At 63.3% G+C, this 14,821-nt stretch carries 13 protein-coding genes; 9 read left to right on the top strand and 4 right to left on the bottom strand.

Annotated features, from left to right (window positions below; translation table 11 throughout):
* Positions 1-76: 76 nt before the first annotated feature.
* The gene (locus AC07UR_RS13160; protein WP_209790631.1) at positions 77-1,768 is read left to right on the top strand and encodes an alpha/beta hydrolase; all 1,692 of its coding nucleotides are present in this window, start codon (positions 77-79) and stop codon (positions 1,766-1,768) included.
* Positions 1,769-1,780: 12 nt separating this feature from the next.
* Here the strand turns inward: AC07UR_RS13160 and AC07UR_RS13155 are convergent, their stop codons facing one another.
* The gene (locus AC07UR_RS13155) at positions 1,781-2,671 is read right to left on the bottom strand and encodes a LysR substrate-binding domain-containing protein (protein WP_209790632.1); all 891 of its coding nucleotides are present in this window, start codon (positions 2,669-2,671) and stop codon (positions 1,781-1,783) included.
* 149 nt (positions 2,672-2,820) lie between these two features.
* Between AC07UR_RS13155 and AC07UR_RS13150 the strand changes: the two genes are divergently transcribed.
* From AC07UR_RS13150 to AC07UR_RS13135, 4 genes are all read left to right on the top strand, one after another.
* Positions 2,821-3,486, top strand: a complete 666-nt coding sequence (locus tag AC07UR_RS13150; protein ID WP_173420718.1) for a cysteine hydrolase family protein — start codon at positions 2,821-2,823, stop codon at positions 3,484-3,486.
* 61 nt (positions 3,487-3,547) lie between these two features.
* Entirely contained in the window at positions 3,548-3,847 is a 300-nt protein-coding gene (locus AC07UR_RS13145) for a GYD domain-containing protein (protein ID WP_173420717.1), read from the top strand.
* Positions 3,848-3,862: 15 nt separating this feature from the next.
* Positions 3,863-4,678, top strand: a complete 816-nt coding sequence (locus AC07UR_RS13140; protein WP_209790633.1) for a transporter substrate-binding domain-containing protein — start codon at positions 3,863-3,865, stop codon at positions 4,676-4,678.
* 83 nt (positions 4,679-4,761) lie between these two features.
* Positions 4,762-5,433, top strand: coding sequence for an amino acid ABC transporter permease (locus tag AC07UR_RS13135; protein ID WP_234941859.1), 672 nt, complete (start codon positions 4,762-4,764; stop codon positions 5,431-5,433).
* Here the strand turns inward: AC07UR_RS13135 and AC07UR_RS13130 are convergent.
* Positions 5,430-6,302, bottom strand: a complete 873-nt coding sequence (locus AC07UR_RS13130) for a LysR family transcriptional regulator (protein ID WP_209790878.1) — start codon at positions 6,300-6,302, stop codon at positions 5,430-5,432. The genes AC07UR_RS13135 and AC07UR_RS13130 overlap by 4 nt on opposite strands.
* A gap of 128 nt (positions 6,303-6,430) precedes the next feature.
* Here AC07UR_RS13130 and AC07UR_RS13125 point away from each other — a divergent pair, with 128 nt between their 5' ends.
* The 3 genes from AC07UR_RS13125 (at position 6,431) to AC07UR_RS13115 (ending at position 12,877) form a co-directional block, all read left to right on the top strand.
* Positions 6,431-8,878 carry a GcvT family protein gene (locus tag AC07UR_RS13125; RefSeq protein WP_209790634.1) on the top strand — a complete coding sequence of 816 codons (2,448 nt, stop codon included), beginning with the start codon at positions 6,431-6,433 and terminating at the stop codon, positions 8,876-8,878.
* Positions 8,875-11,322 carry a GcvT family protein gene (locus AC07UR_RS13120; RefSeq protein ID WP_209790635.1) on the top strand — a complete coding sequence of 816 codons (2,448 nt, stop codon included), beginning with the start codon at positions 8,875-8,877 and terminating at the stop codon, positions 11,320-11,322. Before AC07UR_RS13125 ends, AC07UR_RS13120 begins: the two co-directional genes overlap by 4 nt.
* 268 nt (positions 11,323-11,590) lie before the next feature.
* Entirely contained in the window at positions 11,591-12,877 is a 1,287-nt protein-coding gene (locus AC07UR_RS13115; RefSeq protein WP_209790636.1) for an aromatic ring-hydroxylating oxygenase subunit alpha, read from the top strand.
* A gap of 159 nt (positions 12,878-13,036) precedes the next feature.
* Here the strand turns inward: AC07UR_RS13115 and AC07UR_RS13110 are convergent, their stop codons facing one another.
* The gene (locus AC07UR_RS13110; RefSeq protein ID WP_234941860.1) at positions 13,037-13,471 is read right to left on the bottom strand and encodes an Lrp/AsnC family transcriptional regulator; all 435 of its coding nucleotides are present in this window, start codon (positions 13,469-13,471) and stop codon (positions 13,037-13,039) included.
* A gap of 123 nt (positions 13,472-13,594) precedes the next feature.
* Here AC07UR_RS13110 and AC07UR_RS13105 point away from each other — a divergent pair, with 123 nt between their 5' ends.
* Positions 13,595-14,179, top strand: coding sequence for a cysteine hydrolase family protein (locus tag AC07UR_RS13105; protein ID WP_209790638.1), 585 nt, complete (start codon positions 13,595-13,597; stop codon positions 14,177-14,179).
* Between the two features lie 24 nt (positions 14,180-14,203).
* Here the strand turns inward: AC07UR_RS13105 and AC07UR_RS13100 are convergent, their stop codons facing one another.
* Positions 14,204-14,725: a hypothetical protein gene (locus tag AC07UR_RS13100; protein WP_209790639.1), complete on the bottom strand. Its 522-nt coding sequence runs from the start codon at positions 14,723-14,725 to the stop codon at positions 14,204-14,206.
* Positions 14,726-14,821 lie beyond the last annotated feature (96 nt).

Here is a 14,821-nt window from a genome sequence, read left to right as displayed (position 1 = left end):
CTGGCGACTATCAATCGGGCACCGCGCCAACCCGAATGGTGCTCTTGACGAACAATTGACAACAAGGAGCCTGCCGGTGGATCACCTTGAAGAGATAGGCCTGCGCAGGACGAGGTGGCCCGTTCCACGTTTCGTGTCCGGGCTTTGGGCGTCGTTGTCGACGACGGGGCTCATCGTCGCAGTGCTGTTCTTCGCCGCGTCTCTGACGCCGAGCCTGATCCCGCGGCCCTATGTCATTCAGGCGTTGATCTCAGGCCTTTCGCTGTCTGCCGGCTATGCCATCGGCGTGTTCCTGCGCTGGCTCTGGTCCTATCTCGAACTGCCGGACGTACGGCCGAAGACTGGCCTGTTCCTCAAGATTGCGGCGGCCCTCGGCTGCGCAATTTTTGCGCTGACCTTTCTTTGGCGGGCGGCGGAATGGCAGAATACCGTGCGCAGCCTCATGGGGCTCGATCCCGTCGAGAGCGCCGAGCCGTTCAAGCTTGGCCTCATCGCCGCTGTCGTCTTCATCCTCATCGTGTTGCTGGCACGCCTGTTCCGGCTGACATTCCGCTTTCTTGCCGGGCGCTTCGAGTATGTGCTGACGCGGCCGCTGGCAAAGGTCACGGCTATTGCCGCGGCCATCGCTCTCTTTTGGTCGGCGACCGACGGGGTGATCTTCCGCTTCGCTCTGCATGCGGCCGACAGCTCCTTCCGGAGGCTCGATGCGCTGATCGACCCTGATGTGGCGCCGCCGAGCGACCCGCTGAAGACGGGCAGCGGCGCGTCGCTGATGACCTGGGACGAACTCGGCCGGCAGGGGCGCCAGTTCATCGCCTCGGGGCCGAGCGCCGGGGATATCGGCGCCGTCTTCAGTGGTGAGGTGAAGGAGCCCTTGCGCGTCTATGCCGGGCTCAATTCGGCCGAGACGGCGAAGGAACGGGCCAAGCTGGCGCTCGAAGAACTGAAGCGTGTCGGCGGGTTCGAGCGGTCCAACCTGATGATCGTCGTGCCGACAGGCACCGGCTGGGTCGATCCGCCGGGCATCGATTCTGTCGAGTATCTCTTGAAGGGCGACGTCGCGAGTGTCGCGGTGCAGTATTCTTATCTGGCGAGCTGGTTGTCGCTTCTGGTCGAGCCGGAATATGGCGGCGAGACTGCCAATGCCTTGTTCGACGCGGTCTACGGTTACTGGACGACGCTGCCCAAGGACAAACGTCCGCGCCTCTACCTCTACGGTCTCAGCCTCGGCTCGATGAACTCGCAGGGCTCGGTCGACCTGTTCGACATCATCAGCGACCCATTCCAGGGCGCTCTCTGGGTCGGCACGCCGTTCCCGACGCGGACTTGGCTTTCGGTGACGGCGGCCCGAAATCCGGGCTCTCCGGAGTGGCTGCCGCGCTATCGCGACGGTTCGGTGATCCGCTTCACCGGCCAGAAGAATGCGCTGGATATCCCCGGCGCGGTATGGGGTAATGTCCGCATCGTCTACCTGCAATATGCAAGCGACCCGATCACCTTCTTCGATCCGCTTTCCTTCTATCGCGAGCCGGACTGGATGAAGGCGCCGCGTGGCCATGACGTCTCGCCCGACCTTAGATGGTTCCCTGTGGTAACGATGTTCCAGCTTTTGGCCGACGCGGCGACGGGTACGACGACGCCGATCGGTTACGGCCATGTCTATGCGCCGGAACATTACATCGATGCGTGGATGGAGGTGGTCGATCCGCCTGGGGTGACGACTGATGACGCGACGCGGCTGAAGGCGCTGCTCAAGGGGCGCTACTGAAAGCCGGCCATGTCAGTCACCGCGCAGATGGGCGGCGATCTGATGGGCAAGCGCCTGGATCAGCGGCGCCTCGGCCTTCTCCGTCGGGCAGAGCAGGTAGTAGCCTGCCGATGCGGGTATCGCCGTCGGAAACGGCTGGATCAGCCGGCCCTCTTGCAGATAAGAACGGGTCAGCACATCCGAGACGAGAGCCATGCCCTGTCCCTGTAGGGCGGACGCCACCGCGACGGCGACTGAAGGCACCCGGACGCTGCGGCTGCCTTCAAGCGATATGCGCGCGGCGGCCGACCAGCGCGTCCATTCCCGGCCGTCGTCCTCATGCAGCAAGGTGACGTCGCGCAGCTTCCGGTCGCGGTGCGACCCTTCCAGCCGCGGGAAAAGAAGCGGCGAGCAAATGGTCCTGAGCTTCACGTCGCTGACCACCTGCCACCACAGCCCGTTGAAGGGCGGATTGTCGTAGACCACGGCCAAGTCGACATCGTCCCATTGCACGTCGCTTGCGCGGATACAGCTGCGCATGGCGAGATCACTGACCCCGCGCGCATCGGCGAATTGCACCAGCAGGCTCGCCATCCAGGCGATTGCCAGGGCCGGGGGCAAGGCGACCGTCAGCTTCGTCTGGTGGTTTTCGAGCTGACGTTCCGCATTGTTTTCAACGGCGATGGCGAGATTGCCGATGGCGTGGGAAACGGTTTGGGCAAAATCACGCCCGGCTGCGGTCAGGCGGATATTGCGCCCCGATTTTTCCAGAAGCGTCAGGCCCGTCGTTTCAGAAAGCCGGCGCAGTTGCAGCGATACGGCTCCGGGGCTGAGGCCGAGTTCATCTGCTGCCTGGCGCACCGATCCGATCCGGGCAACGGTTTCGAAGACCCTGAGATAGGGCAGGAAATGCAGCGCTTTCATTTGAGCTCCAAGCCCTGATTTGCAGTCGATCGACGCGTTTGCATCATCGATAATTGTTTAGCCAAACTAGACAATATCAAGCATAAAAAATCGCTATTCCCAATCGATTTTTGCTCCTATGAATCGGGTCGGAGAGAGGGAGTTACACCATGATTGCAGCGCAACCATTTGATTTTCCTTATGACGGCAGGCTGGTTCCGTCACAGACCGCGCTGATGGTGATCGACCTTCAGATCGACTTCTGTTCGCCCGATGGATACTTCGCTTCGATGGGCTACGATCCGGCGCCGCTCGCCGCCATCGTGCCGGCGGTCAACCGGGTGATATCGGCGGCGCGTAAGGCCGGCTGCCTGATCATCCATACACGGCAGGGCTACCGTGCCGACCTCGCCGATATGACGCCTTACGAAATATGGCGGCGAAAGCGTTCGGGCCTCGAGAATACGCAGGTGCTGCTGCGCTCGAGCCCCGGCTTCCAGCTGCTACCGGAACTCGATGTCGCCGACACAGACGTCATCATCGACAAGACCTGCAACAGCTCGTTCACCTATACGGATCTTGAGCATGTGCTGCGGGCGCGGGGCATCACCCATATGCTCTTTACCGGCTGCACCACCGATGTCTGCGTCCACACGACGCTGCGCGAAGCCTGCGATCGCAATTTCCAGTGCCTGACGATCTCGGATTGCTGCGCCAGTGGCGAGCAATGGGCGCATGAGGCGGCGATCAACATGATCTCGATCGAGAACGGCATTTTCGGCACGGTCTCGACCAGCGACGCCGTCATCGCCGGTCTGGCCAAAGCCAGCGGCTAACGCCGACAGCACACTCCCATTTCAAAGCGTTCTGCCAACCGTTTCAACGGAATGATGCCCCATGCAAAGATATATCTCGCTGATGAGACTGACGGCCAAGGGACTGGCCGAACTTGCCGACAGCGGCGCGCGGCGCAAGGTCAGCGAAGACCGCGTTTCTGCGCTCGGTGGCCGCTCGGTCGCCTTCTACGCCACGCTCGGAACCTACGACTTCGTCCAGGTTTTCGAGATGCCCGACAATGCGTCGATGATGCAATACGTGCTGACGGCGCGGCGCGACGGGTTCGTCGACCCGCTTATCCTTCCCGCCTTCGACAGCCAGGCCTATGGCGACATCGTCGGGCGCGTTTCACCAACCTAATCGAGGGGAATACAGATGATCAGACTGGCATCGCATGCAACCCTTCTCGGGACCATTCTGCTGTCGGCGGGGCTTGCCCACGCGGAAGTACCAGCCTTTGCCGCCGATGGCGACATCGGCGTGTGCACCACCGCTGCCTTTCCGCCGCTGACCTTCAAGGAGAGCCCGGCCGATCCAAAACCGACCGGCATCGATATCGAGATCGTCGAGGCGCTTGCCGGCCTCTGGAACGCCAAGGTCGGCTATACGGTCACGGAATTTGCCGGGCTGTTGCCGACGCTCGGCGCCGGGCGCTGCGACGTGATCATCAGCGGCATCTACATCAACGCCAAGCGCCGCGAGACTTATGACGGCGTATCCTACATGAAATCGGCGACCGCAATGGTGACCAAGGCCGGCACCGACACCATCAAGGTGCCGGAGGATCTGAGCGGCAAGGTGATCGCGCTTGAAGCTGGCGCCTACTACAAGCAGGAGCGGATCGAGCCCCTGAACAAGGCGCTCGCCGCCAAGGGCCAGCCGCCGGTCGAGGTGCAGGAATATCCGACCCAACAGGCGGCCTACCAGCAGGTTCTCGTCGGCCGCGTCGATGCGACGATGACCGAAGAGGCCGAGGGCGCCTATCGCGCCTCGCGCTCCGACGGGGCGCTGCAGCTCCCCTATACCTGGGCGTCGGATTTCACCTACGGAATCTACTCCAGGCGCGAAGGCAGCGATGCTGCCGCGGTCAAGGCGGGGCTGAAGACTTTGAAGGAACAGGGCTTCTTCAGCGGCATCGCCAAGAAATATGGCCTCGACCCGGCGCTGTTCGACGTCGATTACGATCGTTGATGCTTGAGAGCGGGATGAGGAAAAGTGTGCGCGGTTTGCCGCCCGCATCCCGCGCTAACTTAATCCAAGGAAGCGGGCAGGGCATGAACTTCGACACCAAACTGTTTTTCGATGCCCTGACCATGCCGGTCATGCTGCAGGGGGCGGCGATCGCGATCCTGCTCTCCATCCTGGTTCAGGCCGCCTCGTTCCTGCTCTGCCTGCCGCTCGCCGTCGCGCTCAACTCGATGGCGGCGGTTCGGCGCACATCGGCCCAGATCTATGTCTGGCTGTTTCGTTCGGCCCCGCTCATCCTCGTGCTGCTGATCGTCTGGAACGGTGCGCCGCAACTCTTTCCCGGCCTGACGCGGGCGCCCTGGTACACGCCCTTTGCCGCCGCCTTCATCGCCTTCACGCTGGTCACCACCGCCTATATGGCGGAGGCGATGCGCGGGGCACTGGCAGCGATCGGCCAGGGGCAGACCGATGCGGCACGCGCGCTCGGGCTCAACCGGCTGCAGACCTTCTTCCTCGTCGTGCTGCCGCAGGCCCTGCGCATCGTCATGCCGGTGCTCGTCAACGAGTTCATCAACCTGATCAAGCTGACCTCGCTTGCCTACGTCATCTCGATGCGAGAGATCATGGCCGTCGTCAACGACGCGATCGCCTCAAGCTTCCGCTTCGTCGAATGGTATTCGGCAGCGCTCGTCTATTATCTGGCGATCGTCTCCATCCTGATGGTCCTGCAGCGCTTGATCCAGCGCCGTATGGCCTAGCTTCCGGCCGCGGCGTCGCTCCCTGCGGAAAGCAACACCTGCATCGCGCCGATGATCTTGCGGTGCTGGTGGGCGTGGCGGGTGCGAAGGCTGGTGGCGGCATAGACCGTCTGCGGGACCACCGGCGCATCGGCAACAAGCTTTGCCCGGCCGGAGTGAACGAGCCGATCGGCCGTTGCCGCCGTGACATAGGCAGCGCCGCCGAGCGAATGCAGCAGCATGGTGATCGCCATGTTCTGCCCTGACGCCACCGGCGCTGCCGAGAGATGCGGCAGCGCCAGCCGGTGGGCGCGATCGAAGGCAGGCGAATAGATCGCCTGGATATAGGTCTCGATCCTGATATCCGATAGCGAAGCCGCATCCCTGCTCACCATCACGTAATGCAGATCACCGATCCTTTCATAGTGAAGATCGGGCAGGTAATGCGGGGTATAGAGCAAGGCGAGATCGAGATCGCCGGCGCCCAGATCCCGGTTCATCTGGTTGGAATAGTCCGCCTCCATGTAGATCTCGGTGGTCGGCAGATCGAGCCTGATGGCCGCGAGCCATTCGCCGGCAAAGGCTTCCGCCAGATCGTGCTGGATGCCGAGCCGCATGGAACGCTCCAGCGCGCCGGCACTTGTGACTGCTCTCGTTGCTTCATGCCACTGATTTTGAAGGGCTTTTGCATAGTCCAGAAACCTGAGGCCCGCAGCCGTCGGCACCGTCCCGCCCTTGTTGCGGGTAAAGAGCTTGCGGTTGAATTGCGCCTCCAGCGCCTTGACGCGGTGGGAAACGGTGGACTGGGTGATGTTCAGTCGCTCGGCGGTGCGGTTGAAGGAGCGGGTCTCCATCAGGTCCAGGAACGTCTCGATCAGGTCGACTTGCATGGGCATTGCGTCCGGTTTCGAAGGTCCGTCCAATCTAATCGAATTCATCGATCAATAAAGCCTGTTTCCGTCGCTTGATGGCGCCCCGTTTCAACGGCAAGAATTCCGGCAAAACGAGGGAACAGTGCATGTCGAATTTGCCGTCACACGCGCGGGTCGTGATCATCGGTGGGGGAGCGATCGGCGCCTCCTCGCTCTACCATCTTGCCAAGGCCGGCTGGACCGACTGCGTGCTTCTGGAGAAGAACGAGCTGACGGCCGGATCGACCTGGCATGCGGCCGGCAACGTGCCGACCTTCTCGTCGTCCTGGTCGATCATGAACATGCAGCGCTACTCGGCGTCGCTCTATCGCGATCTCGGCGCGCTCGTCGATTATCCGATGAACTATCATGTCACCGGCTCGATCCGGCTCGGTCACTCCAAGGAGCGGCTGCAGGAGTTCAAGCGCGTCGTCGGCATGGGCCGCTACCAGGGCATGGACCTCGATATTCTGTCGCCCGAGGAGATGCGCAGCCGCTACCCGTTCCTCGAAACACATGACCTGACTGGCGCGCTCTACGACCCCTATGACGGCGACATCGATCCGGCGCAGCTGACGCAGGCGCTGGCCAAGGGCGCGCGCGACATGGGTGCAAAGATCATCCGCTTCTGTCCCGTCACGGCGGCGCGCCGCGAAAACGACGAGTGGGTGATCACCACGCCGCAGGGCGAAATCCGCTGCGAATACGTCGTCAACGCCGCCGGCTATTACGCCCGCGACGTCGGCAAGATGTTCGGGCGAGACGTGCCGATGATGGTGATGAGCCATCAGTACATCCTGTTCGACGAGATCCCGGAGCTTGCCGCCTGGTCGAAGGAGGCAGGCCACAAGCTGCCGCTGCTGCGCGACGTCGACAGCTCCTACTATCTCCGGCAGGAGAAGAACGGCATGAACCTCGGGCCCTATGAGCGCAACTGCCGCGCCCACTGGGTCACGCCCGACGACCCGATGCCCGAAGACTTTTCGTTCCAGCTGTTCCCCGACGATCTCGACCGGCTGGAATGGTATCTGAACGATGCCGTCGAGCGCGTGCCGATCCTCGGAACCGCCGGGCTGTCGCGGATCATCAACGGCCCGATCCCCTATGCGCCTGACGGCAATCCGCTGATCGGGCCGATGCCCGGCGTGCCCAATGCCTTCGAGGCCTGCGTCTTCACCTTCGGCATCTGTCAGGCGGGCGGTGCCGGCAAGGTGCTCGCCGAGTGGATCACCGAGGGCCAGACGGAGTGGGACATGTGGTCCTGCGATCCGCGCCGCTACACCGACTATACCGACCAGGATTATTGCATCGCCAAGGGCATGGAGATCTACGGCCACGAATACGCGATGCATTTCCCGAAGCATTACTGGGCTGCCGGCCGCGGCAAGAAGCTGTCGCCGATCCACGACCGGATCGCAGCGCTCGGCGCCCAGTTCAAGCCCTATAACGGCTGGGAACGGGCGATGTGGTACGCCAAACCGGGCGACGCCACCTCGGAAGAGGCGACGCAGACCTGGGGGCGGGCAGGGCCATGGGCCAAACGCATCGAGGAGGAGTGTCTCGCCGTGCGCGACGCCGCGGGCATTCTCGACCTGCCGGGCTTCTCGCGCTTCCGGGTGAAGGGCAAGGGCGCGACCGAGTGGCTGTCAGGCCTGATCACCGGGCGCGTGCCGAAGCCCGGCCGCATCGGCCTTGCCTATTTCTCCGACGACAAGGGACGCATCGTCACCGAAATGTCGGTCATGATGCTGGACGAGGATTTCTTCTTCCTGATCACGGCGGCAACGGCGCAGTGGCACGATCTCGAGTGGCTGCAAAAGCACCTGCCGGCAGATGCCGCCTTCACGCTCGACGACGTCACCACGCAATTCAGCTGCCAGATCCTGACGGGGCCGAAATCGCGCGACATCCTCGCAGAGGTCAGCGACGCGGATCTCGCCAAGGGGTGGCTCACGCACCAGACGGCGCAAATCGCCGGGCGTTATTGCCAGCTGGTGCGCGTCTCCTTTGCCGGTGAACTCGGCTGGGAGATCCATACGAAGGTCGAGGACACGGCAACGATCTTCGACGCCGTGTGGGCGGTCGGCGAGAAGCATGGCCTGAAACCCTTCGGCATGGAGGCGCTCGACAGCCTGCGCATCGAGAAAGGCTACCGCGCCTGGAAGGGCGATCTCTCCACCGACTACACCATCCTGCAGGGCGGGCTCGAGCGCTTCGTCGACTGGGCAAAGCCGGGCTTCAAGGGCAAGGCCGCACTGGAGCGGGAGAAGCAGCAGGGCGTTTCCAAGCGCTTCGTCACCCTGACGGTCGCCGCCGACGGCTGCGATGCGCCCTACATGTCGACGCTCTGGTCGGACGGCCAGGTGGTCGGCGAGACCACCTCGGGCAACTGGGGCTACCGCGTCGGCAAGTCGATCGCGCTCGGCATGCTCAGGGCCGATCTCGCCGTACCCGGCAACGAGATCGAGGTCGAGATCTTCGGCGACCGCTTCAAGGCGACGGTCGAGGCCGACCAGCCGCTCTGGGATCCCTCCAATGAAAGACTGCGCGCATGACCAAGCCCATCCCCTCGAAAGCCCGGGCCGTCATCATCGGCGGCGGCGTCTCCGGCTGTTCCGTCGCCTATCACCTGGCCAAGCTCGGCTGGACCGACGTGGTGCTGCTTGAGCGCAAGCAGCTGACGTCGGGCACGACCTGGCATGCGGCCGGCCTGATCGGCCAGCTGCGCGCCTCGCAGAACATGACGCGGCTCGCGAAATATTCCGCCGACCTCTACGTCAAGCTTGAGGCCGAAACCGGCATTTCCACCGGCATGCGCCAGAACGGCTCGATCACCGTGGCGCTGACGGAGGAACGCAAGGAAGAAATCTACCGTCAGGCGTCGCTGGCGCGCGCCTTCAATGTCGACGTGCGTGAAATCACGCCCGACGAGGTGAAGGCGATGTATCCACACCTCAACACCTCGGACGTGAAGGCGGCCGTGCACCTGCCGCTCGACGGCCAGTGCGACCCGGCCAATATCGCCATGGCGCTTGCCAAGGGCGCGCGGCAGAACGGCGCAACGATCATCGAGGGCGTCAAGGTGACGGCCGTCTTGAAGAAGGATGGCCGGGTGACCGGGGTCACCTGCGAGCAGAACGGCGAGACCTACACGATCGAGACCGATCATGTCGTCAACTGCGCGGGCATGTGGGGCCGCGAGTTCGCGCGGCAATCCGGTGTGACCGTGCCGCTGCATGCCTGCGAGCATTTCTACATCGTCACCGAGGCGATCCCCAACTTGACCCGCTTGCCGGTGCTGCGGGTGCCGGACGAGTGCACCTATTACAAGGAGGATGCCGGCAAGATGCTGGTCGGCGCCTTCGAACTCAAGGCGAAGCCCTGGGGCATGGACGGTATCCGCGAGGACTTCTGCTTCGACCAGTTGCCCGATGATTTCGACCACTTCTCGCCGATCCTCGAAATGGCGGTCAATCGCATGCCGATGCTGGAGACGGCGGGGATCCATACCTTCTTCAATGGCCCGGAGAGCTTTACGCCCGACGATCGCTACTATCTCGGCGAGGCGCCGGAGGTGAAAGGCTACTGGGTTGCTGCCGGCTACAACTCGATCGGCATCGTTTCTTCCGGCGGGGCGGGCATGGCGCTGGCTCAATGGATGAACGACGGCGAGCCGCCGTTCGATCTCTGGGAAGTGGATATCCGCCGGGCGCAGCCGTTCCAGAAGAACCGCGCCTACCTCAAGGACAGGGTCTCCGAGACGCTCGGCCTGCTCTATGCCGATCATTTCCCCTATCGCCAGATGGCGACGGCCCGCGGCGTGCGGCGCTCGCCGCTGCATGAACACCTTAAGAGCCGCGGCGCCGTCTTCGGCGAAGTCGCAGGCTGGGAGCGGGCCAACTGGTTTGCCAATGACGGCCAGGAGCGCGAATACCGCTATTCCTGGAAGCGGCAGAACTGGTTCGAAAACCAGAAGGCCGAGCACCTGGCGGTGCGTGAGCGCGTCGGCCTGTTCGACATGACCTCCTTCGGCAAGATCCGGGTTGAGGGGCGCGACGCGCTTTCGTTCCTGCAGAGGCTCTGCGCCAACGAGATGAATGTCGAGGCCGGCCGCATCGTCTACACCCAGATGCTCAACGGCCGCGGCGGCATCGAAAGCGACCTGACGGTCACGCGCCTTTCGGAGACCGCCTTCCTGCTCGTCGTGCCTGGCGCCACGCTCCAGCGCGATCTCGCCTGGCTGCGCAAGCATGTGCGCGACGAGTTCGTCGTCATCACCGATGTCGGTGCCGGCGAAAGCGTGCTCTGCGTCATGGGGCCGAAATCGCGCGACCTTCTGCAAAAGGTGAGCCCGAACGATTTCTCGAATGCCGCGCATCCCTTCGGCACGGCGCGCGAGATCGAGATCGGCATGGGCCTCGCCCGTGCCCACCGCGTCACCTATGTCGGCGAACTCGGCTGGGAGCTTTATGTCTCCACCGACCAGACGGCGCATGTGTTCGAGGCGCTGGAGGCGGCGGGGCAGGATCTCGGGCTGAAGCTCTGCGGCATCCACACGCTTGACAGTTGCCGCATCGAAAAGGCCTTCCGGCATTTCGGTCACGATATCACCGACGAGGACCACGTGCTCGAAGCCGGGCTCGGCTTTGCGGTCAAAACCGACAAGGGCGATTTCATCGGCCGCGAGGCGGTGCTTGCCAAACACAATCGTGGGCTGTCGCGCCGGCTGGTGCAGTTTCGCCTCGCCGATCCGGAGCCGCTGCTCTTCCACAACGAGGCGATCGTGCGCGACGGCAAGATCGTCGGCACCATCACCTCGGGCAACTACGGCCACCACCTCGGCGGTGCCATCGGCCTCGGTTACGTGCCGTCGGAAGGCGAGAGCGACGCCGATGTGCTTGGCTCCAGCTTCGAGATCGAGATCGCCGGCACGCGGGTGAAGGCCGAGGCGTCGCTGAAGGCGATGTACGACCCGCGGGCGGAGCGGGTGCGGATGTGAACTCGCGCTTGGAGTTGCCCCTCACCCTAACCCTCTCCCCGCAGGCGGGGCGAGGGGACGAGAATGCGGCACGCTTGCCATACGATGGCAGTCGTTGAAATGGCGGAGTCGCAAATGGATTTGGGGAACGAATGGGTGCTGCGATGTCCCTTCGCCCCGCCTGCGGGGAGAAGGTGCCGGCAGGCGGATGAGGGGCCTTTCGAGGCACAACGAAAATACGCGCGCCGGAACGCGGTTCTTCCGGTTCTTCTTTCGGGAGTACAGGCCCATGTTCGCATCGGACCTTTCCAATACCACCGTCGCGGGCGACCGCATCGATCAGCTGGTGGCAGCGCATCGGCCGGGCCATGGGCTCGCCCGCGCCTTCTACCATGACGAGGACATCTACGAGCGCGATCTCGACCGGGTGTTTCGCCGCCACTGGCACTGCGTCGCGCATGAAAGCGTGATCCCGAACCCCAATGATTTCGAAGTCTTTCGCATGGCCTCCGAGCAGGTGATCGTCACACGCACCGCTACCGGCGCGATCCATGCGATGCTGAATGTCTGCCGCCATCGCGGCGCCGAGGTCTGCACCAAGGACAAGGGCAATGCCCGCGCCTTCGTCTGTCCCTATCACGCCTGGACCTATGGCAACGACGGCGCGCTGAAGGCGGCGCGGCTGATGCCCAAGGATTTCAAGCGCGAGGACCATGGGCTGAAGAAGCTGCATGTGCGCGTGGTCGAAGGTCTGATCTTCATCTCCTTTGCCGAACAGCCGCTCGACTTCTCCGAGGTCGAGAACCTCTTGCACGCCACCTGCGGCCAGTATGGCTGGGCGGAGGCCAAGGTCGCCCACCGGCAATCCTATCCCGTCGATGCCAACTGGAAGCTCGCCGTCGAAAACTATGTCGAGTGTTACCATTGCGGCCCGGCCCATCCGGAATATTCCGAGACGCATGCGCTGGAACAGCCGCTGCACATGATCGAGGAGCTGAATGCCAAGATGGAAGCGCGCACCTGCGCGCTCGGTATCGAGGTCGGCTCCGGCGACCACTGGCAGTCCTCGGCAGGCGGCAAGGAAACGGTGCATGCCTTCCGCTACGCGCTCTATGACGGCGTCAAGACCGGCAGCAAGGATGGCCAGCCGCTCAGCACCCTGATGGGCCGCTTCAGCGATTTCGACGGCGGCGTTACCTCCATCCATCTCGGCGGCACGACATTCCTCGTCTGTTACCCCGACCACGGCATGATCTACCGCTTCATTCCGAAGACGGCCGGCACCTGCGAGATGGAGCTGATCTGGCTCGTCGACGGCAAGGCCGAGGAGGGACGGGACTACGATCTCGAAAAGCTAATCTGGCTGTGGACGGTGACGACGGACGAGGACAAGGCGATCATCGAGCACACCTCGCGCGGCGTGCGCTCGCATTATTTCGTGCCGGGACCGATCGCGCCGATGGAGCAGAACGAGCTGCGCTACATCAACTGGTATCTCGACGAGATCAGCCGGCCGTCCCAACCTTCATCCATGAACCTGCCACAGGGAGCGGGCAGCGCCGCGTCGGCGGTGTGAAAACACTTTGAACACTGCAGCTGGGCGAAGCACCTCACTGACGGCGCGGACGCGCCGTCGCTAGATTCCCGTGACGAGCACGGGATTGAGGCAAGTATCTATGGCTCAGTTACGGCATTGAGGCCGAAACAAAGCGCGTCGTGCAGCGCCGTTGCGCGATCAATCCCGTCGGTCGAAATGGGTGCGCAGTGCCACATGGGTCTGCACCGTCGCGACGCCCGAGATCAGCGAGATCTGACGGCGGATGGTGTCGAGATCGCCATTGGAGGCGCATTCGATCAGGAGCATAAGATCGGTCTCGCCGGCAAGCGACCAGCAGCTGACGACCGGCGGCATGCCGGCCAGATGCGGGACGATGTGGTCGCAGTTCTTGCCGGGCTGGAAGGAGACGGCGATCAGCGCGCGCACCACCGGTGCCTTGTCCTCGACCCCCAAGCGAATGGTGTAACCGGCAATCACGCCCTTCGTTTCCAGCCGGCGCAGACGTTCATGGGCAGCACTGCGCGACAGGCCAGAATGGCGGGCAAGCGCCACGAGGCTCTGACGCGAATCCTGTCGAAGCGCTGCTACCAGAAGCCGGTCTTTCTCATCCATTTCTGTCAATGTGTCGCCCCCATGTGCGCCAGGCCGGAACTTCGTCCGGCCGGACGTCATCTTGTCCAGTGAAACCGGACGATAAGGCAGCTAGCTTCCTCAGGCAACCAAGGAGCGTTAGCCATGACCAAACAGCGACTTCCCGACAATGCCGTGCTTATCCCGATCGACATGCAGCAGGCGTTCGATGCCGCTCCCTGGCCGCCGCGCTGGAATGATGCCGTCGATGAAAATGGCCGCGCCTTGCTTGCCTCATGGCGCGCGGCCGGCCGGCCGATCATCCATGTGCGCCACGACAGCGTCGCGCCGGGCTCGACCCTTACCCGGGGTGCGGCCGGCAATGCGCCGCGTCCGGGTTTCGCGCCTGATGGCGATGAGCCACTTGTCAGCAAGAGCGTCAACGCCGCCTTCATCGGTACCGACCTCGATCTGCGCCTGCGTCGGCTCGGCGTTGATACGATCGTGCTCTTCGGCATCTCGACGGATATGTGCGTCTCGACTTCCGTGCGGGTCGGCGCCAATCTCGGTTACCGAGTAATCCTGGTGGAGGATGCCTGCGATTGTTTCGACCAGCCGGATGGCGCGGGCGGCACGATCCCGGCGCGGGACATTCACCGGGCACATGTCGCGACGTTGCGGGCGGAATTCGCAGAGGTGACGACGACAGCGCAGATCGTCTCGGCGTTGCGGCCGGCATCGGCGGCTTGAGCGGACCGCAAAGCTGGCAGAGACTTACTTGCTGGCGGCGCCGCGGACTTCCAGCACCTGGTAGGTCCACTTCGGCGTCGTCAGGCTCTCGCCCTCGCGGCTCGGGAAGGTGAGGAAGGTTTCGAATGGCCTTGCCTGTCCGACGGGCACACGGGAAAGCACAAGCGCGGTGTCGTCGCCGATCTTCGTGCAGGCGTCCTGGGGGCAGTCTTCAAGCGTCACGGAGAGCCGGAAATATTCGAGCGGTGTGGCGCCGTTGTTGGTGACCGTGCCGCGCAGGCGGAAGCTTCGCTCGGGTTGGCTTTGCTCGAAGGTCATATCGCCGAGACTGATGTTCTTTGCTGCCGGAACCGCGGGAACTGTCGCTACTGGCTCAGGTGCCTGAGCCTTGCGCTCGCCGCGATCGCTGATCCAGACGATGAAAGCGGAGAGCAGGGCGATTGCCACTGCGACCGAAAGGATGGGCTCGGCCCACCGGCGAAAGCGGCTGAAACGCGCCGCCAGATACACGATCGCCACGCCAACCAACGCTACCAACCAAAGCATGAAGCTCCTCCTTATCAACCCTTATATAGGGTGCGGAGCGGGTGGCAACATCGCCGGGCGCGCTCGAAGGTCACGCCTTCGGCATTTCCTGGTTTG

It is taken from the genome of Ensifer sp. GW821-FHT05G01, assembly GCF_059419585.1.
Note: the sequence above shows the minus strand (reverse complement) of the source record. Positions and strands in the feature narration are given on the sequence as shown.

What these genes read in the sequence shown, in the direction of transcription:
- AC07UR_RS13155 (WP_209790632.1), bottom strand. Translation starts at nt 2,671, where the DNA reads ATGAAAGCGCTGCATTTCCTGCCCTATCTCAGGGTCTTCGAAACCGTT.
- AC07UR_RS13150 (WP_173420718.1), top strand. Translation starts at nt 2,821, where the DNA reads ATGATTGCAGCGCAACCATTTGATTTTCCTTATGACGGCAGGCTGGTT.
- AC07UR_RS13145 (WP_173420717.1), top strand. Translation starts at nt 3,548, where the DNA reads ATGCAAAGATATATCTCGCTGATGAGACTGACGGCCAAGGGACTGGCC.
- AC07UR_RS13140 (WP_209790633.1), top strand. Translation starts at nt 3,863, where the DNA reads ATGATCAGACTGGCATCGCATGCAACCCTTCTCGGGACCATTCTGCTG.
- AC07UR_RS13135 (WP_234941859.1), top strand. Translation starts at nt 4,762, where the DNA reads ATGAACTTCGACACCAAACTGTTTTTCGATGCCCTGACCATGCCGGTC.
- AC07UR_RS13130 (WP_209790878.1), bottom strand. Translation starts at nt 6,302, where the DNA reads ATGCAAGTCGACCTGATCGAGACGTTCCTGGACCTGATGGAGACCCGC.
- AC07UR_RS13125 (WP_209790634.1), top strand. Translation starts at nt 6,431, where the DNA reads ATGTCGAATTTGCCGTCACACGCGCGGGTCGTGATCATCGGTGGGGGA.
- AC07UR_RS13120 (WP_209790635.1), top strand. Translation starts at nt 8,875, where the DNA reads ATGACCAAGCCCATCCCCTCGAAAGCCCGGGCCGTCATCATCGGCGGC.
- AC07UR_RS13115 (WP_209790636.1), top strand. Translation starts at nt 11,591, where the DNA reads ATGTTCGCATCGGACCTTTCCAATACCACCGTCGCGGGCGACCGCATC.
- AC07UR_RS13110 (WP_234941860.1), bottom strand. Translation starts at nt 13,471, where the DNA reads ATGGATGAGAAAGACCGGCTTCTGGTAGCAGCGCTTCGACAGGATTCG.
- AC07UR_RS13105 (WP_209790638.1), top strand. Translation starts at nt 13,595, where the DNA reads ATGACCAAACAGCGACTTCCCGACAATGCCGTGCTTATCCCGATCGAC.
- AC07UR_RS13100 (WP_209790639.1), bottom strand. Translation starts at nt 14,725, where the DNA reads ATGCTTTGGTTGGTAGCGTTGGTTGGCGTGGCGATCGTGTATCTGGCG.